The organism is Buchnera aphidicola (Macrosiphum gaurae) (assembly GCF_005080965.1).
In the GTDB taxonomy this organism is placed as follows: Bacteria; Pseudomonadota; Gammaproteobacteria; order Enterobacterales; family Enterobacteriaceae; genus Buchnera; species Buchnera aphidicola_S.
Map to the genome: position 1 here is coordinate 520066 of NZ_CP034867.1, position 20937 is coordinate 541002.

Below are 20937 nucleotides of genomic sequence, written 5' to 3' on the forward strand. Positions count from 1 at the left end.
TAGTAAATAGGGCATAATATTAATTAATGACTCTCGAAAAAATAAAAAAATGTTTAATGTCTAAAATGAAGATAAATTTTATTGAAATTTATGATGATAGTTCTTGTCACAATTATACAGAGAAAGGCATTACACATATAAGAATAATTATCATTAGCAATGATTTTATTGATCACAAATTAATCGACAGACACCGCATAATTTTTTCAATATTATCAGATAAAATTAAAAAGAAAATATATTCATTAACATTAAATACTTACACTCTCGACGAATGGAAAAACAAAAAATCTAAAATAAATAACAATACTAAATGTTTTAAAAAAAAATAAAACTTTATCAGTTTCATAAAGAAATTTTATAAATTTAATTATTCAAATTTTTTTTAAAAATTTATATTCGAAATGCTTTAAAAAATATATTTTTATGAAAAAATATTTTTTATAAAAAATTAATTTAAGTATAAATAGAATATTTAAAATATTATGTTAAATATTAAAATAAACTGATAAAAGTAATCGTTTGAGGTAATAAGATGAAATTTTTTATGGAAAAAAATAAAGATGCGGGTCATCGTGTTACAATTAAGATTCCAAAAACAACAGTTAATAATTCTCTTCTGAAAGAATTTATAAAAATTAATAAGACAACTAAAATTGATGGATTTAGAAAAGGGAGAGCTCCTATTAAAGTTATACAAGAAAAATATGGAAATTCTGTTTATTATGATATATTTAAACAACTAATGCAAAAATTTTTTTATGAATTTATAAACAAAGAACAAATAAAAATTATTGGTTCTCCAAAATTTTACATGCATCAAAATGAAGAAAAAGAAAAAGAACATTTCGAATATTCTGTAATCTACGAACTATATCCTCAATTTCAATTAAAAAATATAAAACAAATAAAAGTAAATAAAATCAATGTAAAAATAACAGATCAAGATATTCAAAATAATATAGAAAAATATAAAACAAAAAAAAATATTTGGAATACAGTCAATAAAATTATTAAATCACATGATCGTGTAACAATTAGTTATTGCATCTATGAAAAAAATAAGAAAATAAAAGAATTTAATACAGAAAAAATCACTTTCATAGTATCTCAAAATACATTGATACCTGAATTAAATCATAAAATAATCAATCATTTTATAAATGATATTATTTTTTTAAAAATTAAATTTCATGCATTTCATCCAGAAAAAGAACTTCAAGATAAAGATATAACGTTTAAAATCAAAATTATTAAAGTTGAAAAAAAACAAGAAATAGAAACAGAAAATAGCAATGAAAAAAATGTTACAGAAAAAAAATTAACTCAATCATATTACCAAACTATAAAAAATAATATTTATTCTCAAATAAACGTCATAACTGAAAAATATTTAGAGGATCAGATCATAGAAAAAATAATTAAAAAAAACATTATATTAATACCTCCACTTTTATTTCAAGAAGAAAGAAAAATTTTATACAAACATCATAAAAAAAAATATAAAGAAGAAAATTCTAATATCTTAGAAAAAAAATACCATTTTGATCTTAATTCACAAGTCAGAAAAAAAATATACATTCGAATGATAGTAGAAAAAATTATTTCTGATAATCAATTGGTTTCAGACGAAAAAAACATACAACAATTAATCAAAAAAATATCCTTACACTATAAAAAACCAGTAGAAATTATTAATTTATACAATAAAAATCAAAATATACAAAATACTATAAGAAATATAGAATTAGAAAGCCAAGCTATGTTTTTTTTGAAAAACAACATTCAAATTGAAAAAAAATATTGGACTTTTGATCAATTTATAACTTATAACGAGAGAAATTGTGAAGAATTAATTCTAAAATGATGCTGTATTATAATAATATACATTTCTCTAGTATATTAATTTTTAATTATAGTTATTCAAAAAAATAAATCATAAAAATGTAATATTAATTATTTAAAATAATATTGAATATATTCAGGAATAGGTACATATGTTATACAATAATAATAAGAACTCGCACAGCACGTTAATTCCGATGGTGATAGAACAACATTCTAGAGGAGAACGTTCATATGATATATATTCAAGATTATTAAAAGAACGAATAATTTTTATGGTAGGAACCATCGAAGATAACATGGCTAATAATATTGTAGCACAAATATTATTTTTAGAATCTGAAAATCCTGAAAAAGATATATTTTTATATATCAATTCCCCAGGAGGCATTATTACTTCAGGTATGTCTATTTATGACACTATGCAATTTGTTAAACCAGAAATTAGTACCATTTGTATAGGTCAAGCATGTTCAATGGCTGCTTTATTATTAACATCTGGAACTAAAGGAAAAAGATTTTGTCTACCTAATTCAAAAGTTATGATTCATCAACCATTAGGTGGATATCAAGGACAAGCTTCCGATATTGCTATTCATGCTCGAGAAATAATGGAAATGAAAAAACGATTAAATAAATTAATGTCATTCCATACCGGACAATCTATTAAAAAAATAAATAAAGACACAGAACGTGATTGTTTTTTATCAGCAAATGAATGTATTCAATACGGACTGATTGACTTTATTTTAACTAAACGTTAATAAGAAAATTAAATTAATAAATTTTTTACAACACATTTCGTAAAAATATATAGAATCTATTTACTCAAGAATATAAAATGTGCGAAAAGAGGTAAATATGACAGATAAGAGTAAAGAAAATTCTAAAAAGCTTCTTTATTGTTCTTTTTGCGGAAAAAATCAAAAAGAAGTACAAAAGTTAATAGCTGGACCAAAAGTACACATATGTGATGAATGTATTAGATTATGTAATGACATTATTACTGAAGAAATACTAAAACACAAAACACATGACACTGAAAATAAGATAAATTATTTACCAACACCCTATGAAATCAAAAAACATCTTGATAATTATGTAATTGGACAAGAACATACAAAAAAGGTTTTGTCTGTTGCAGTTTATAATCATTATAAACGTCTTTACAATTTTAATAAAAATAAAGATTCAGTTGAGTTAGGTAAAAGCAATGTTTTATTAATAGGACCAACAGGTAGTGGAAAAACATTGTTGGCACAAACATTAGCTAAATTACTAGATGTTCCATTTACCATTGCAGATGCCACCACTTTAACTGAAGCTGGATATGTAGGAGAAGACGTTGAAAATGTAGTACAGAAATTATTACAAACATGTAAATACAATGTAAAAAGAGCAGAATTAGGTATTATTTATATAGATGAAATAGATAAAATAGCAAGAAAATCTGATAATCCTTCTATTACTAGGGATGTTTCCGGAGAAGGAGTACAACAAGCTTTATTAAAGTTAATTGAAGGAACGTTAGCTTCAATTCCTCCTCAAGGAGGACGAAAACATCCACAACAAGAATTTTTACAAGTTAATACTTCTAATATTTTATTTATATGTGCTGGTGCATTTTCAGAATTATCTAAAATTATTTCTAAAAGAATTGACACAGGAACAGAAATCGGTTTTAACGCTAATGTTAAAGGAAAAAAACAAAAAATATCAGAAGATTTTTTATTAAAAAAAGTGGAACCTGAAGATTTAATAAAATTCGGATTAATTCCAGAGTTCATTAGTCGTTTACCAATAATAACTATATTAAATAAATTAACTGAAGATGCATTAGTGAACATATTATGCAAACCTAAAAATGCTTTAATTAAACAATATCAAACATTATTTAAATTAGAAAAAGTACAGTTAGAATTTAATGAAGAATCTATTCGAGCTATTGCAAGAAAAGCTACGCATAAAAAAACAGGTGCTAGAGGATTGCGATCTATTCTTGAAGATATACTACTTAATATAATGTACGAGTTACCATCTATGGTAAATATAGAAAAAGTATTAATTAATGAGTCTGTTATCAACGCTAATTCATTACCAAAAATAATATATGGAAAGAACAAATCAAAAAAAGCATCAGGTGAATAAAAATAAGACATCCGATGATCTAGAAAATAAAAGCAATTAACTTTTATTTTGTCAAACGCTTACCATTAAACGTCAAGCGACCATTCCGATATACTTGGCTGATTATAGGTGTAACTGCATGTTTTATTATATCGTGCAGTTTTTAAATATTATAAATATCGGGAAATTCAACTAAGAGAGAGCTCTATGAATTCTGAGCGTTCTGAACGCATTACAATCCCTGTCTTACCATTAAGAGATGTAGTTATATATCCACATATGGTAATTCCATTATTTGTAGGTCGTAAAAAATCAATTAAATGTATTGAAACGTCTATGAATAATGATAAAAAAATTATGTTAATTGCACAAAAAGAAGCATCTAAAGATGAACCTGATACAAATGATTTATTTAATATAGGAACTATTAGTTCAATTTTACAAATGTTAAAATTGCCAGATGGTACAGTTAAAGTATTAATAGAAGGTTTACAACGTGCCTGCATTAAAAATTTAACAAGTAATGGGCAACATTTCATTGCAGAAGTAGAATTAATGATTTCTCCTACTATTGTAGACAAAGAACAAGAAGTATTAATTCGAACAACAATCAGTCAGTTTGAAGCTTATATTAAGTTGAACAAAAAAATTCCATCAGAAATATTAAATACTCTTAATAATATAAAAAGTTCAGAAAAATTAGCAGATACTATTGCTGCTCATATGCCATTAAAATTAAATGATAAACAATCAATTCTAGAAATACGCAATATAAATGAAAGATTAGAGTTTTTAATGGCTATTATGGAAACTGAAATAGATTTACTACAAGTTGAAAAAAGAATTAGAAATCGTGTTAAAAAACAAATGGAAAAAAGTCAAAGAGAATATTATTTAAACGAACAAATAAAAGCTATTCAAAAAGAACTTGGTGACATGGATGAAATCCCAGATGAAAATAAAATATTAAAACGCAAAATTAAAGCATCTAAAATGCCTAAAGAAGCGAAAGAAAAAACTGAATCAGAGCTTCAAAAATTAAAAATGATGTCACCTATGTCAGCAGAAGCAACTGTTGTACGTAGCTATATTGATTGGATGATACAAGTACCTTGGCATATTAGAACTAAAATAAAAAAAGATATTCAAAATGCTAAAAAAATTCTTGATATTGATCATTTTGGTCTTGAAAAAGTCAAAGACAGAATATTAGAATATTTAGCCGTACAAAGTCGTAAAAATAAAATAAAAGGTCCTATTTTATGCTTAATTGGTCCTCCCGGTGTAGGAAAAACATCACTGGGAAAATCTATTGCAAGATCTACAGGACGAAAATACGTAAGAATGGCTTTAGGAGGAATAAGAGACGAAGCAGAAATTAGAGGACACAGACGTACATATATAGGTTCTATGCCTGGAAAAATAATTCAAAAAATGGCTAAAGCAAAAGTTAAAAATCCTTTATTTTTGTTAGACGAGATTGATAAAATGTCTCGTGATATAAGAGTAGATCCAGCATCTGCTTTATTAGAAGTATTAGATCCAGAACAAAATATGACTTTTAATGATCATTATTTAGAAGTAGACTATGATCTTTCTGATGTAATGTTTGTTGCTACATCAAATTCAATGAACATACCTGCACCATTGCTTGATCGTATGGAAATTATTCGTCTTTCTGGTTATACTGAAAATGAAAAACTAAATATAGCAAAAAGGTATTTATATCCAAAACAAATAGAAAGAAATGCACTAAAAGAAAATGAAATAACAATTACTGATTGCGCAATAATTAGTATTATTCAATATTATACTCGTGAAGCAGGTGTTCGAAGTTTAGAACGTGAAATTTCTAAAATATGTCGAAAAGTAGTAAAAAATTTAATATTAGATAAATCTTTAAAATATATTGAAATAAATAAAGAAAACTTAAAAAAATTTCTAGGAATCAAACGTTTCGATTATGGAAGAATTCACAGTACCAATCAAATTGGTCAGGTAATTGGATTAGCCTGGACTGAAGTAGGTGGAGAATTACTTACAATTGAAACAGCATGTATATCAGGAAAAGGTAAACTTACATATACAGGTTCTTTAGGCGAAGTTATGCAAGAATCGATTCAAGCTGCATTAACTGTAGTTCGCTCTCAAGCTGATAAATTAGGAATTAAGAAAGATTTTCATGAAAAACACGATATTCATGTTCATGTTCCCGAAGGGGCAACTCCAAAAGATGGACCAAGTGCAGGTGTAGCTATGTGTACAGCTATAGTTTCATCATTAACAAAAAATCCTGTTAAATCTAATGTCGCTATGACAGGCGAAATAACGCTACGTGGGCAGGTCTTACCTATTGGAGGATTAAAAGAAAAATTATTAGCGGCACATCGAGGGGGAATTAAAAAAGTACTAATACCTTATGAAAACAAACGTGATCTAGAAGAAATACCTCAAAATATTATTGAAGGATTAAAGATATATCCAGTAAAAAAAATTGAAGAAGTTTTAAACTTAGCATTAAAAAATAAACCTTATATTTAAATATAGAAAAACATATTTTGATAGAGAAAAATAATATTCTATAGATAAAATAAAACTTGGCTGACAAAAAATTGTCAGCCTTTATATTTAAGTCTAACCATAAAAATATTTTCTACTTTACTTGATATTAAAAATATCTGGGACCGTCATATCATGACAAAATATTTACAATCACGATCGACTCATATTATAGTTAAATGCATTTTAGTAATAATTATTCTATCTTTAATATTAAGTACTATAAGCATCTATATAAATAAAGATTCTGAAAAATATATAGCAATAGTAAATAATGAAAAAATTAATTTTAATGTTTTCAAAAAAATGTACTTTATTGAAAGAGAAAAACAAAAAAAAATACTAGGAAAAAATTTTTTAAAATTCAGCCATAATAAAATATTTATAAAAGAAACTCAACACTATGTTTTATCTCAATTAATTAATAATGTTCTGTTAGAACAGTATGCAAAAAAAATGCATCTACAAGTAAATGATCTTACAATAAAAGAAATAATATTAAATTCTCCTATATTTCAAAAAAACAAGCAATTTAATAAAGAACAATATTTTAATTATCTCACATCTATCAATTTAACTAATCATGAATATATCAACACAATTAAGAAAAAAATAAATACTAGAAATTTAATACATACTATTGCTAATAGTAATTTTCTTTTAGAAAACGAAACAAAAAATATTATAAAATTATTATCTCAAAAACGAGTAATTAAAAAATCAATTATTAAACCACATTATATAATTTACAAACAAAATATAACTGATACAGAAGCACAAAATTATTTTCATAAAAACAGAAGTAATTTCTATATTCCAGAAAAGTTTAAAATTAGTTTTACTCAATTAAAACTAGATGATTTTAAAACAAATTGCAATAATCAAGAAATTCATGAGTGGTATTTAAAAAATATTCAACAATACTCAACAAAAGAAAAAAGAAGATATAGTATTATTCAAACTAAAACTAAAAATGAAGCATTATCAATATTATCTAGATTACATAATACACCCGAAGATTTCTCAAAGATAGCTAAGAAAGAATCAACAGATCCGATTTCCTCAAAAAAAGGTGGAGATATTGGATTAATATCGATTGATCTTCTACCAAATGAAATAAAAAATGTAAATTTAAATCAAAAAAATCAAATATCTAATGTCGTTTCATTTCGTAACGAATTTTTAATTATTAAATTAAGCGAAATTTTACCTGCAAAACAAAAAAAAATAGATGAGGTATCTAAAATTATTAAAAATGAGATAAAAAAGACAAAATCATTAGGTTTGTACAATAAATTAAAAAATGAAATATCTTATAATATTGCAAAAAATCCAGATCAAATCAAATTAATTCTTCAAGAAAATCATTTATCTACTCAAGAAACTGATTGGTTTGATAAAAAATCTATTCCTGAAATATTAAATGTTCCTGCTTTAAAAAAAATAATTTTTAATCAAGAATTATTTATCAAAAATAAAATAATAAAACCAAATTTATATTTTATCAGTTTAAAAAATAATCAATCTTTTTTAATTAAAATTACAGATTTTAGAAAAAAAGAAATGCAAACATTTGAAAATGTTAAAGAAAATATTATAAAAAAATTAAAATTCATAAAAGCAATCAAAGAAACAAAACAACTATCAGAAAAAATTATTTATGAATTGAAAGAAGGAAAAATGAATTTATTTAAAAAATCAAATCTTTATTTTTCTCATCCTGAAACTATATCTCGTTATGATCAAAACTCTATAGCATCAATAGTTTTTTCTTTACCTCATCCAAAGAAAGGGGGAAAAACATATGCTTTATATCAAGATAAAAATAAAAATTTTATAATTATCTCACTTGAAAAAGTATATAATACAAATTTTTCTCTAAGAGAAAAAAATATTGTTAGGGAATATTTAGAAAAAAATAATACTGAAACAATTTTTAACTCTATCCTTAAAGATCTTCGCGAAAAATCAATAATCATATATAAAAATATAGAAAAAAATATTACTTAGACTAAAAAAGTTATTCCGTATAAATCTGTTTTTTATACATGTGAATAACTTTATAAAAATTACAACTGAATTGAAAAAATATTTAAAATTAATTATAATACCTTTCATTTTTTTAATGTTTAAAAAAATAAAAATTTATTTATTGCTTATTAAATCTTTTATTACAGAGAAAGATGTAGTTTAATATTTAAAGAAATTTTTTTATTAAATTATAATAAGTAGCTACCTTATTTAAAATAATATCAATATTATATTCTTTTAATCCGATAAAAACTATATTCTGACTTATTTAAATTAATTAAAAATTTTTTATAATTAATATCATTGATATTTAATCAAATAATATTTTTTATTATTTTTGAAAATTGATTTTTATAATTTAGATAATTAAAAAAATCAATTTTATTTATACCTAAAAATGCTAAATCCATTTTTTCCGTAATCATGTTATAAAACACAGAGTAAGAAAAATATTATAAATAGAACAAATATTCTCAGACAAGTAATATATAGAAAAAAACAAAAAAATTAATTAGCATACTGTTTTTATTAATAAAAAAATAGATATAACATAAAATACTAGATATCTAAAATTATGAAATTTTGTATTTCAATTTTATTAATATAAAAAAAATAAGAATTTATTTTTTTATATATATGATTAAATCTTATATAATTGCTTCTTTTATATATGATTTTAATATATTAAAAAATTTATTAAATCTAGTATTTTGTCTTAAAAAATTAATATTAAAATTAATAAATAAAAATATTTTTTAACTTATAATAAATACTTTAGTTTTAAACAAACCTTGATAATATTTTAAAAATAGGATTTTTTGTGAAATTGTTTAATCAATTAAGATGGTTTTTCGTACGAGAATGGAAAAGATATTTAGGAGCAATTTCATTATTAATAATAATTGCTATTCTACAATTATTACCGCCTAAAATAGTTGGTATTTTAATAGACTTAATCATCAAAAAAAATCTGCATGGTTTGCAAACATTACCATATATTTCGATTATTCTTTTAGTTGCTATAATTGTATATATATTACGTTGTTTATGGAGGATATTATTATTTGGTGCTTCCTATCAATTAGCTACAGAACTTCGAGTAAAATTGTATTCCTACCTGAGTCAACAAAGTCAAATATTTTTTTTAAAAAATAGAACTGGGGATTTAATAGCTAGAGCAACTAATGATGTCGATCGTATTGTTTTTGCTGCAGGAGAAGGTGTTTTAACATTTGTTGATTCATTAGTTATGGGTTGTTCTGTTTTAATAGTTATGAGTGTTCAAATTAGTTTTTTATTAACAATAATCGCTTTAATACCTATGCCAATCATGGCTATATTAATAAAGAAATACGGAAAAGAATTACATCAAAATTTTCGTCATGCTCAAATTGCTTTTTCTTTACTAAATAATCAGACACAAGAGATGCTAACAAGTATTCGCATGATTAGAGCTTTTGGATTAGAAAAAAATCAATCAAGTAGATTTAACATCATTGTAACTGATACAGGAAAAAAAAACATGGAAGTAGCTAAAATAGATGCTCGTTTTGACCCAGTTATTTATTTGTCAGTAGCCTTTTCCAATTTGTTAGCCATTATAGGCGGAGGATGGTTAGTATGGAATAATCAGATTACTATAGGACAATTAACTAGCTTTATAATGTATCTCGGATTAATGATTTGGCCAATGTTAGCACTTGCATGGATGTTTAATATAGTTGAAAGAGGAAGTGCAGCATGGGATAGAATACATTCTATTATAAATAAAGAGCTATATATTAAAGATGGAAATAAAACAATTCCACCATATCCTGGTACATTAAGCATTAAAATTAAAAAATTTTATTATCCTGATAATCAAATCCCATCGTTAAAAAATATAAATATTCTTCTAAAACCTGGTAATACTCTAGGTATTTGTGGTCCTACAGGATCTGGAAAAAGCACTCTTTTAAAACTTATTCAACGACAATTTAATTTTAATAAAAAAGAGATTTTTTATCATTCTTCATCATTATTAGAACTAAAAATTGATGATTGGAGGAGTCGAATTGCAGTTGTAAATCAAACTTCTTTTTTATTTTCAGAAAGTATAGCTAATAATATTGCTTTAGGAAAAACTAATGCATCTCAAAAAGAAATTGAAACAGCAGCAAAATTAGCTGATATACATAAAGATATTCTCTATTTACCAGAAAAATATGAAACTCAAGTAGGAGAACGTGGTGTCATGTTATCTGGTGGTCAAAAACAGCGTATTTGCATAGCACGAGCATTGTTATTAAATACAGAGATATTAATATTAGACAATGCACTTTCTGCTGTTGATTCTCAAACTGAGAATAATATATTAAAAAATATTAATAAATGGAAAAAAAAGGGACATTCATTAATTATTACAGCACATCGTCTATCTGCATTAATTGATGCAGACGAAATCATAGTAATAAAAGATGGTTCAATTATACAAAGAGGAAATCATTTAAAATTAATTCAAGAAGAAAATTGGTATAAATCTATGTTCCATTATCAAAAATTAGCAGTTGAACTTGAGGATAACTAAAAACAGGTGAAAAATTTATAATATGGATCATTTAATTGAGTTTTGGCCAATTTTAAAACGTTTGTTAATATATGTCAAACCTTATAAAAAAAAATTAACTTTGGCGTTTTTTTTACTTATAAGTGGGTCAATATCAGAAGTTTTAGGGCCTATTTTAATAGGTTATTTTATTAATAATATCTTATCTAAACATCAATTACATTTATTGACAATATTAACTATAATTGTATTGTTTATAATATTACAAATATTATCAGTTTTCATGAACTATTTTCAAAGTATTTTATTTAATAAAATAGCAGTAAAAAGTATTAATAAATTGCGTGAAGATGTTATGTATGCTGCATTGAGACAACCTATCAGTGAATTTGATTCTCAACCTATTGGACAAATGATTTCAAAAGTAACTAACGATACTGAAGCAGTTAAAGAATTATATGATACCGTAGCACCTATATTATTTCGTAGTATATTATTAATTTTTATTATATTATTTGCAATGTTTATTCTTGAATGGCACATGGCAATTGTAGCTTTATTCATTTTGCCATTAGTCATTATCCTTATGTTGATTTATCAATATTATAGTACTCCGCTCTTGCGAAAAGTAAGATACTACCTAGCTGATATTAACAATAAATTCAATGAAACTATTAATGGAATGAATGTAATTCAACAATTCCGTCAACAACATAGATTTGAACAAAAGATAAAAAAAAGCAGTCATTTACATTATATGTCGCGGATGAAAATATTAAGATTAGATGGTTTTTTATTAAGACCATTACTTAGTTTATTATCTGCTGTAATATTGTGTAACTTTATGCTCTTATTTAGTTTTTTGCCAACTGGAGCATTTGAAGTAGGTATATTGTATGCATTTATTACTTATCTTGGAAGGTTGAATGAACCTTTAATTGCTATTACTATTCAGCAATCAGTATTACAACAATCTATTGTTGCAGGAGAAAGAATTTTTTCACTAATAGATTCACCAAAACAAAAATATGGCAACAGTAAAAAGCTTTTAAAAAGTGGAAAAATAAATATTAAAAATATTAGTTTTAACTATAGCAACTGTGAAAAAAACATACTAGAAAATATTAATATTGATATTGCTTCTAAAAGTTTTATTGCATTTGTAGGACATACTGGTAGTGGAAAAAGTACACTAGCCAACTTGCTAATGGGGTATTATCCTTTAAAACATGGAAAAATATATTTAGATGATAGGTCTATTGATTCAATAAGTCATTGTGTCTTAAGAAAAAATATATTAATGGTACAACAAGATCCAATAGTTCTCTCAGATACTGTTTTTTATAATATCACATTGGGAAGAGAAATATCTGAAGAAAAAGTTTGGAGAATATTAAATACAGTTCATCTTTCACAGTTAGTCAAATCTATGCCAAAAGGTATATATTCTCTATTAGGGGAAGAAGGTAATAATTTATCTGTTGGTCAAAAACAATTACTAGCTATTGCTAGAATACTAGTTGCATATCCTAAAGTACTTATATTAGATGAAGCTACTGCCAACATTGATTCTGGTACGGAAAAACTAATTCAAAAAACATTGTTGTCCATACGGAAAAATTGTACTTTAATAGTAATTGCTCATAGACTTTCGACAATTGTTGAAGCAGACTCAATTGTAGTTTTAAACAAAGGAAAAGTGATTGAATTAGGAACACATAAACAATTATTAGACAAAAAAAAATGCTATTGGAAAATGTATAAATTTCAATCATCCAAATTTTAAGAGTTCCTGTTAGCTGTATCAGAACACCTGCATCAACTGATATGGCTGCTTCCTTCCGAATCTGACCAAGTATTCAATATTACAGTGTTTGGAGCTAACAGAAAACTCTAAAATATATTTTTTGTAATTAAAAAAATAGCACTTCTATTCTATAGATCAAATTTGTAATTTACAACTAATATTTATAGTTAAATTTTACATTTTAAAAAATATTTATAAAATAAACAAGAGTGCTATCATAATACAATAAATATTGATAGCATAATAGTCTTTTAATAAAATATTATAAAATTTATATGAATTATCAAATATTAGCACGAAAATGGCGTCCACAATATTTTCAAGACATCATCGGTCAAAAACATATTATAACTGCTATAGCTAATGGATTGTCTCTCGGTCGTATTCATCATGCGTGGTTATTATCTGGAACTAGAGGAATTGGAAAAACAACAATTGCTCGATTACTTGCTAAAAGTTTAAATTGTCAGAATGGTATTTCATCATATCCTTGCAGAAAATGTATTGTTTGTAAAGAAATAGAAAAAGGATTCTGTTTAGACGTGCTTGAAATAGATGGAGCTTCACGTACTAAAGTAGAAGATATGCGAGAAATTTTAGATAATATGCATTATGCCCCTACTAAAAGCCGTTTTAAAGTATATATAATTGATGAAGTACACATGCTTTCTCGTCATAGTTTTAATGCACTTCTTAAAACACTTGAAGAACCTCCTGAACATGTAAAATTTATTTTAGCAACAACAGATATAGATCGCATCCCTAAAACTATTATTTCTCGTTGCCTGTATTTTAAATTACAGATAATATCTGAAGAGGAAATTTTTAATTTTTTAAAATATATTCTAATTAAAGAATCTATTAATCCTGATGTATATTCTTTAAAAAAAATTTCTTATCATGCCAAAGGCAGTATACGAGATGCATTAAATTTACTAGAACATGCTATAAATCTCGGAAACGGTCAGATTTATATAAAAAATGTAATAGAAATGTTAGGCATCCCACCTGAAAAATACTCTTTTCTATTAACTGATGCAGTTTTAAAAAAAGATTCAAAAAAAATAATGTTATTATTAAATAAAATAAGTACTATAGGAGTAGAATGGGAAGAAGTTTTAATAGAAATGTTACGTTTTTTATATCATATTTCTGTATCACAATCTTTTCCATTAATATGGGAGAAATTTTTTACTGAAAAATATAAGTGTTATATTCAAAAAATATCTAAAAATATTAAAAAAGAAAATGTTGATTTGTGTTATCAAATATTACTAAATGGACGAAAAGAACTAAAATTTGCTCCAAGTCAAAAAATAGGAGTAGAAATATGTTTATTACGTGCAATCACTACAATAAAAAAAAATGAATAATACAACAAATTTATTATTAAAAAATAAAAATGAACTATTTGAAAACCAAAGAAAAATCATATCTTTAGAACAGAAAAGAAAGAAAAAAAAATATGTAAAAAAAATTAATTTAATATTTAATAAAAATAATTATCAGTCAAAAACTTTAATTAATAAAAACATAATAATAAAATTACAAGAAAAAATTAAACAAATAGATCCTTGGTATAAAAAAATATGTGAATTAAAAAATCTAACAGGAAATTTAAAAAAATTAGCTATGCATACTTCATATAAAAATACTTCAACATGTTGGTATATATATTTGAATGATAAAAAAAAACATCTGATACAAAATAATGCATGGCTAACTTTTAAAAAAGAACTTCATAAAATAACTGAAAAAGATATTCGATTGATTATAGAAAAAAAAAAAATAAACATATTAACTCCTTATGAATGGTTTCATAAAATATATCAAGAAGGAATATTCAAAGAATATTTATTATTACAACAAGATCCTAACATTGAAGTATTAAAAAAATTTTTTAACATAGACTTTGCAAAACATAATATCAATCTAATTTAAATAAATTAAAAAACAAAAAATGTTATCTTTATATCATAGAAAGAGAGATCATAAAATATGTTTACTAAGGGTGGTTTAGGTAATTTAATGAAACAAGCACAACAAATGCAAGAAAAAATGGCAAAAATACAAGAAGAAATAGCTCAAATGGAAGTAACAGGAGAAGCGGGAGCTGGATTAGTAAAAGTGACTATTAATGGAGCGCATAATTGTAGACGTGTTGAAGTAGATCCTAGTTTGCTTCAAGATGACAAAGATATGCTAGAAGATTTAGCAGCAGCTGCATTTAACGATGCCACAAGAAGAATTTCTGAAGTGCAAAAAAAGAAAATGTCTGCTATATCTACAGGAATGCAATTACCTACTGGATTTAATCTTCCTGTTTAAACTAAAACAATACAAAGTAGAAATATTATATTAATAAATTATTACAAATTTATTTGTAAATACTTTTTTCATTACAACAATAATTCTATTAAAAAATTACTTTGTATATTTTAAAAAATCACTTTTATTGTTAATCTTAAAAGAGATGTCTTTATGAAAACAGAAAAAAAAGAAGTTTATAACTTTCAATCAGAAGTAAAACAATTATTACATTTGATGATCCATTCACTATATTCAAATAAAGAAATTTTTCTTAGAGAATTAATATCTAATGCATCTGATGCTATAGATAAATTAAGATTTGAATCTATATCATCACCAGAATTATATGAGAACAACAGTGATCTAAAAATTCAAATATCTATTAATAAAGCACAAAAAACATTAACTATTAGTGATAATGGTATTGGAATGACTAAACAAGATGCTATCGAAAATCTTGGTACTATTGCTAAATCCGGAACCAAATCATTTCTTCAATCTCTAGAAAAAAAACAAAATAAAAAAAATGAATTAATTGGTGAATTTGGAGTTGGTTTTTATTCATCTTTTATTGTATCAGAAAAAGTATTAGTAAGAACTAGATTTGCTGGCTCACAATCTAATGAAGGGACATTATGGGAGTCTTCAGGAGAAGGAGAATATAATATCACTAAAATTATAAAAAAAACTAGAGGAACTGAAATTACTCTGTTTCTAAAGAAAGAAGAAGAAGAATTTTTAGAAATATGGCGAATTAAGAGCATAATCAGCAAATATTCTGACCATATTACTGTTCCAATACACATACAAAATTATGATGAAAAAAACAAAACATATTTTTGGGAACAAACTAATAAAGCTAAAGCATTATGGACATTAAATAAATCATCTATTACTGAAAACGATTATAAAGATTTTTATAAACATCTTACTAATGATCAAAACAACCCACTTGTTTGGAGTCATAATCATGTAGAAGGGAATCAAGAATATATTAGTTTATTGTATATTCCTGAAAAAGCAGCTTGGGATATCTGGAACAGAGATAACAAACATGGTTTAAAATTATATGTAAAACGTGTGTATATTATGGATAATTCTCAAGCTTTCCTTCCTAATTATTTGCGTTTTATACGAGGTTTAGTAGATTCTAGTGATCTACCATTAAATATTTCACGTGAAATATTACAAGATAATTCCATTACGGAAAAATTACGAAAAGCATTAATCAAACGTTCTTTAAACATGTTGGAAAAATTAGCACAAGACACAAGTAAAAAATATCAAATTTTTTGGAATCAATTTGGTCTTATTTTAAAAGAAGGGCCTGCAGAAGATCATGAAAATTTAGATAAAATTGCTAATCTATTACGTTTTGCATCTGTAAAAAATAATAGTTCTGAACAAAATATGTCTTTAAAAGAATACATATCCGGCATGAACGAAAAACAAGAAAAAATATACTATATTACTGCAGATAGTTATGCATCAGCTAAAAATAGTCCTCATTTAGAATTATTTAAAAAAAATAATATTGATGTTTTATTACTATCAGATCGAATTGATGAATGGATGATGAACTATCTTACTGAATTTTCAGGAAAAAAATTTCAATCTATTAGTAAAGAAGATGCATCATTAAATAAAATTACAAAAGAAAAAAAAATAAAAAATAATGAAGTTTCAACAGAAATTGTTGATTTTTTAAAAAAAGTAAAAAAAATACTTGGAAATAAAGTCAAAGATGTAAGATTAACACATCGACTAACACAAACTCCTTGTGTTCTACTTAGCGATTCTGCCGAAATGACTACACAAATGGCTAAACTCTTTTCTGCAGCAGGACAACCTGTCCCAGAATTAAAATACATTTTTGAAATTAATCCAGAGCATATTTTAATAAAAAAAATATCTTCTATTAATAATGAAAATGAACTTAATATATGGGTTAAATTATTATTAGATCAAGCATTATTAGCTGAAAAAGGCAATCTAGAAAATCCACATAAATTTATTTCTAGAATGAATCAATTACTTCTTAAATAAAAAAAGATGATTACTACTACATAATAGTAGTAATCTTAAAATTAACTAATAGATAAAAAAAAATTATTATGCGTATTATTTTATTAGGCGCACCTGGTACAGGTAAAGGAACACAAGGAAAATTTATTGCTGAAAAACATAAAATTCCTCAAATATCTACCGGTGATATGTTACGAGAAAGTATTGACTTAAAAAATAAAATAGGAATAACGATTAAAAATGTTATAGAAGAAGGTAAACTTGTTTCTGATGATATTGTATGTAATTTAATTAAAGAGAGAATTAGAAAAAAGGACTGTATAAACGGTTTTTTATTAGATGGTTTTCCAAGAACTGTCAAACAAGCTTTTTGCTTATCAAAAAATAAAATTAAAATAGATTATGTATTAGAATTTATAATGCCACATCAATCGATATTGGAACGTATATCAGGTAGACGAATACATCTTCAATCGGGACGGATCTACCATGTAAAATTTAGTCCGCCAAAAAACAAAGATAAAGATGATATAACTGGAGAACCATTAATTCAAAGAAAAGATGATAAATTAGAAAGCATTAAAAATAGATTAGAAGAATATAAGAAAACACATCATTTATTAGTGAAACACTACATTTATGAAAAAAAAATAGGTAATGTAAAGTATTTTCAAATTGATGCTATGAATGAATTATCATTGATAAAAGAAAAAATAGATATGATCTTAGAAAAATAATTTTTGCGTTCTACAGGATTTGAACCTGTGACCTACGGCTTAGAAGGCCGTTGCTCTATCCAACTGAGCTAAGAACGCATAAAACAATTAGATTAAAATCTAACATTAATATAATATATATGCAACTAAATTTCTATTAATATTATTGATGTTTTATTAAATTTAATAATACTAACATATATTATGGTAATATTTTTATATATAACAAAAAAAATAATTGAGTTACTTACCCATGTCAGCAATAATTATAGATGGTAATGAAATAGCAAAAAAAATACAATTAAATATTTTAAGAAAAGTTAATAAAAGAAAAAAAAACGGGAAAAAAATACCGGGATTAGCTATGATTTTAGTTGGAAATAATACTCCCTCACAAATCTATGTGAATAAAAAAAAAATTGCATGTAAAAATGTTGGTTTTTTTTCAAAATGTTGGAATTTCCCTGAACATGTCCATGAAAAAGAAATATTAAATCTTATTGCTCAATTAAATGAAAACAAAAATATAGATGGAATTTTAATACAACTACCGCTGCCTAAACAAATAAATCATGTTAAAATTTTAAGCAGCATTGCCCCTGATAAAGATGTAGATGGATTTCACCCATATAATACAGGTTCCTTATGTCAAAGATCTCCAAAATTAAGAGCATGTACGCCTAAAGGCATTATCACAATGCTCAAATATAATAAAATTAAAACTCATGGACTACATGCAGTAATGGTTGGAGCCTCTAATATAGTCGGAAGACCTATGAGTCTAGAGCTATTATTAGCCGGCTGTACAACTACTGTAACACATCGTTTTACTAAAAATTTAAAAAATCATGTAAAAAATGCTGATTTATTAATTGTTGCAGTTGGAAAAGCAAACTTTTTAAAAGGTAAGTGGATTAAGTATGGTTCTATAGTTATAGATGTTGGAATCAATAGGTTACAAAACGGGAAAATAGTAGGTGACGTAGACTTTGAAAATGCTTCTTTAAGAGCATCTTATATAACTCCGGTGCCAGGAGGTGTTGGTCCTATGACGGTTGCAACATTATTACAAAACACATTAGAAGCTTGTGAAAAATATCACGATTGCTAAATTTTTTTATTTTTGCGCCATATTGTTTCATTAGGCAAGTCTTCTACTATTATGTCTAAAGACATTAATTTTTCTCGTATATTATCTGCTTTATCCCATAATTTCAATTTTCTTGCAATATTTCTTTTTTCTATTAATGACTTGATTATTTTTAGTGTAGATGAGTTTAATGTAGTTTTTTTTTGCAAGAAATCTTTTGGATTTTGCAATAAAAAACCTAAATTGTTGGCTAAATCTTTTAATCTAAAAGCAAATTTGTTGCTTTTTGATATATCTTTATTTTTAAAAAAATTAATTTTTCGTGCTATTTCAAAAAAAATAGAAAAAACTTTAGGAGTGTTAAAATCATCGTTCATAGCTTTACAAAATTCAAAATCAAAATTAACACCCTCTTCATTATTTAAACAGGGATTAGTATTATATAAAGCTGTATATAAATATTGTAATGATGTATATGCTTGATCTAAGTTTTTTTCACAATAATAAATAGGATGACGGTAATGTGTCGCAAGAAAAAAATAACGCAAAACTTCAGAATCACAATCTTTTAAAACATTTCTCAAAAAATGAGCATTTCCTAATGATTTAGACATTTTTTGATTATTTATGATTACCATGCCAGTATGCATCCAAAAATTTATTATTGACTTATCATTAAAACATATAGATTGAGATCTTTCATTTTCATGATGAGGAAAAAGAAGATCAGAACCACCTCCATGAATATCTATAGAATTATCAAAAAAGACATTAGTTATAGCACTACATTCAATATGCCAACCAGGACGTCCTTTGCCCCATGGAGAATTCCAAGAATATTCTTCTGGAGAAGAAACTTTCCAAAGTACAAAGTCTAATGGATTTTTTTTCATATTATTTATAGGTATACGCAATCCAGATTTTAACAATATTAAAGATTGACGGGATAAAGTTCCATAATCAAGATAACTATCTATAGAAAAAATAACATCACCATTTTTATTTATATATGCATGTTTCTTTGTTATTAATTTTCTAATCATTTCAATAATATCATTAATATAGTGTGTAACACGAGGTTCTTCATCAGGACGTGAAATTCCTAATAAATCAAAATCTTTGTGCATTTCTTTTATCATATAAGTAGCAAAAGAATTAATTGTAGTCTTTTCTTGTATTGATTTTAAAATAATTTTATCATCAATATCAGTAATATTTCTAATATATTTCACCTGAAAACCAGAAAAACGTAAATAGCGAACTATCATGTCAAAAACTACAAAAGTACGTCCGTGTCCAATATGACAAAAATCATAAACAGTAACACCACATACATATAAATTAATTTTATCTTTTTTAATAGATTTAAAAATTTCTTTTTTTCCACTCAATGTATTAAAAATTTTCAACATAATGCATATCCTAAAAAATATATTCAAGGAAAATAGTATAAAATATATTATTTTCCGTATTACCAATGTGCTAAACTGATTAAATCATTATTTATGAAATTTTTAAAATTAATTGTAAATATATAATAAAAAATTAAGATTTTTAAAAACCTTATTTATTTTGAGAAAAATATTTTTTTATTGTAAAAAATTGGGGATTAATAATGAAAACTAAATTACGAGAAATGTTACAATTCCCTTGTTTTTTTACTTACAAGATTATTGGTTTAGCACAGCCTGAACTTATTGATCAAATAATAAAAGTTATTCAAATTCAGATTCCTGGAGATTATACACCTCAAGTAAAATCGAGCAACAGAGGAAATTATCTTTCTGTTTCAATTACAATATGTGCTAAAAATTTTGAACAAATTGAAATTTTATATCATGAAATTAGTAAAATTAATATTGTTCGAATGGTTTTATGAAAA

General features: G+C 24.8%; 16 protein-coding genes, 1 tRNA gene and 1 other RNA gene. 15 read left to right on the forward strand and 3 right to left on the reverse strand.

Annotated features, from left to right (window positions below):
- Window positions 1–26: 26 nt before the first annotated feature.
- The 8 genes from D9V72_RS02395 to D9V72_RS02430 all read left to right on the forward strand — a co-directional run bounded on the left by D9V72_RS02395 (window position 27) and on the right by D9V72_RS02430 (window position 12893).
- The gene (locus D9V72_RS02395; protein WP_158355181.1) at window positions 27–332 is read left to right on the forward strand and encodes a BolA/IbaG family iron-sulfur metabolism protein; all 306 of its coding nucleotides are present in this window, start codon (window positions 27–29) and stop codon (window positions 330–332) included.
- A 203-nt stretch (window positions 333–535) separates the two neighbouring features.
- Window positions 536–1867: a trigger factor gene (tig, locus tag D9V72_RS02400; RefSeq protein ID WP_158355183.1), complete on the forward strand. Its 1332-nt coding sequence runs from the start codon at window positions 536–538 to the stop codon at window positions 1865–1867.
- A gap of 130 nt (window positions 1868–1997) precedes the next feature.
- Window positions 1998–2609 (forward strand): ATP-dependent Clp endopeptidase proteolytic subunit ClpP, encoded by a 612-nt coding sequence (clpP, locus tag D9V72_RS02405; RefSeq protein WP_158355185.1) that lies wholly within the window; start codon window positions 1998–2000, stop codon window positions 2607–2609.
- A gap of 97 nt (window positions 2610–2706) precedes the next feature.
- A complete protein-coding gene (gene clpX, locus D9V72_RS02410; RefSeq protein WP_158355187.1) occupies window positions 2707–3993 on the forward strand; it encodes an ATP-dependent Clp protease ATP-binding subunit ClpX in 1287 nt (428 codons plus the stop codon).
- Between the two features lie 186 nt (window positions 3994–4179).
- The gene (lon, locus tag D9V72_RS02415; RefSeq protein ID WP_158355189.1) at window positions 4180–6513 is read left to right on the forward strand and encodes an endopeptidase La; all 2334 of its coding nucleotides are present in this window, start codon (window positions 4180–4182) and stop codon (window positions 6511–6513) included.
- 153 nt (window positions 6514–6666) lie between these two features.
- Window positions 6667–8541 carry a SurA N-terminal domain-containing protein gene (locus tag D9V72_RS02420; protein ID WP_158355191.1) on the forward strand — a complete coding sequence of 625 codons (1875 nt, stop codon included), beginning with the start codon at window positions 6667–6669 and terminating at the stop codon, window positions 8539–8541.
- Window positions 8542–9382: 841 nt separating this feature from the next.
- On the forward strand, window positions 9383–11128 hold the full coding sequence (locus D9V72_RS02425) for a SmdA family multidrug ABC transporter permease/ATP-binding protein (RefSeq protein ID WP_158355192.1): 1746 nt from the start codon (window positions 9383–9385) through the stop codon (window positions 11126–11128).
- Window positions 11129–11150: 22 nt separating this feature from the next.
- Window positions 11151–12893, forward strand: a complete 1743-nt coding sequence (locus D9V72_RS02430) for a SmdB family multidrug efflux ABC transporter permease/ATP-binding protein (RefSeq protein ID WP_158355194.1) — start codon at window positions 11151–11153, stop codon at window positions 12891–12893.
- A 4-nt stretch (window positions 12894–12897) separates the two neighbouring features.
- Here D9V72_RS02430 and ffs read toward each other — a convergent pair.
- Window positions 12898–12993, reverse strand: an RNA gene (gene ffs, locus D9V72_RS02435) — signal recognition particle sRNA small type.
- Window positions 12994–13189: 196 nt separating this feature from the next.
- Between ffs and dnaX the strand changes: the two genes are divergently transcribed.
- The 5 genes from dnaX (at window position 13190) to adk (ending at window position 17986) form a co-directional block, all read left to right on the forward strand.
- Window positions 13190–14287, forward strand: a complete 1098-nt coding sequence (gene dnaX / locus D9V72_RS02440; RefSeq protein ID WP_158355196.1) for a DNA polymerase III subunit gamma/tau — start codon at window positions 13190–13192, stop codon at window positions 14285–14287.
- Window positions 14280–14855: a DNA polymerase III subunit gamma/tau C-terminal domain-containing protein gene (locus D9V72_RS02445; RefSeq protein WP_158355198.1), complete on the forward strand. Its 576-nt coding sequence runs from the start codon at window positions 14280–14282 to the stop codon at window positions 14853–14855. The genes dnaX and D9V72_RS02445 overlap by 8 nt, the downstream gene beginning before the upstream one ends.
- A gap of 57 nt (window positions 14856–14912) precedes the next feature.
- Window positions 14913–15242, forward strand: coding sequence for a YbaB/EbfC family nucleoid-associated protein (locus tag D9V72_RS02450; RefSeq protein ID WP_158355200.1), 330 nt, complete (start codon window positions 14913–14915; stop codon window positions 15240–15242).
- Between the two features lie 153 nt (window positions 15243–15395).
- Window positions 15396–17270, forward strand: coding sequence for a molecular chaperone HtpG (gene htpG, locus D9V72_RS02455; RefSeq protein WP_158355202.1), 1875 nt, complete (start codon window positions 15396–15398; stop codon window positions 17268–17270).
- A gap of 68 nt (window positions 17271–17338) precedes the next feature.
- A complete protein-coding gene (gene adk / locus D9V72_RS02460; RefSeq protein ID WP_158355204.1) occupies window positions 17339–17986 on the forward strand; it encodes an adenylate kinase in 648 nt (215 codons plus the stop codon).
- Window positions 17987–17990: 4 nt separating this feature from the next.
- Here adk and D9V72_RS02465 read toward each other — a convergent pair.
- Window positions 17991–18064 (reverse strand) — tRNA-Arg (locus D9V72_RS02465).
- A 154-nt stretch (window positions 18065–18218) separates the two neighbouring features.
- On the opposite strand from D9V72_RS02465, the gene folD reads away from it, so the two are divergent.
- Entirely contained in the window at window positions 18219–19076 is an 858-nt protein-coding gene (gene folD / locus D9V72_RS02470; protein ID WP_158355206.1) for a bifunctional methylenetetrahydrofolate dehydrogenase/methenyltetrahydrofolate cyclohydrolase FolD, read from the forward strand.
- Here folD and cysS read toward each other — a convergent pair.
- Window positions 19073–20467, reverse strand: a complete 1395-nt coding sequence (cysS, locus tag D9V72_RS02475) for a cysteine--tRNA ligase (RefSeq protein ID WP_158355208.1) — start codon at window positions 20465–20467, stop codon at window positions 19073–19075. The genes folD and cysS overlap by 4 nt on opposite strands.
- Window positions 20468–20670: 203 nt before the next feature.
- On the opposite strand from cysS, the gene ybeD reads away from it, so the two are divergent.
- A complete protein-coding gene (gene ybeD, locus D9V72_RS02480) occupies window positions 20671–20934 on the forward strand; it encodes a DUF493 family protein YbeD (protein WP_158340798.1) in 264 nt (87 codons plus the stop codon).
- Window positions 20935–20937 lie beyond the last annotated feature (3 nt).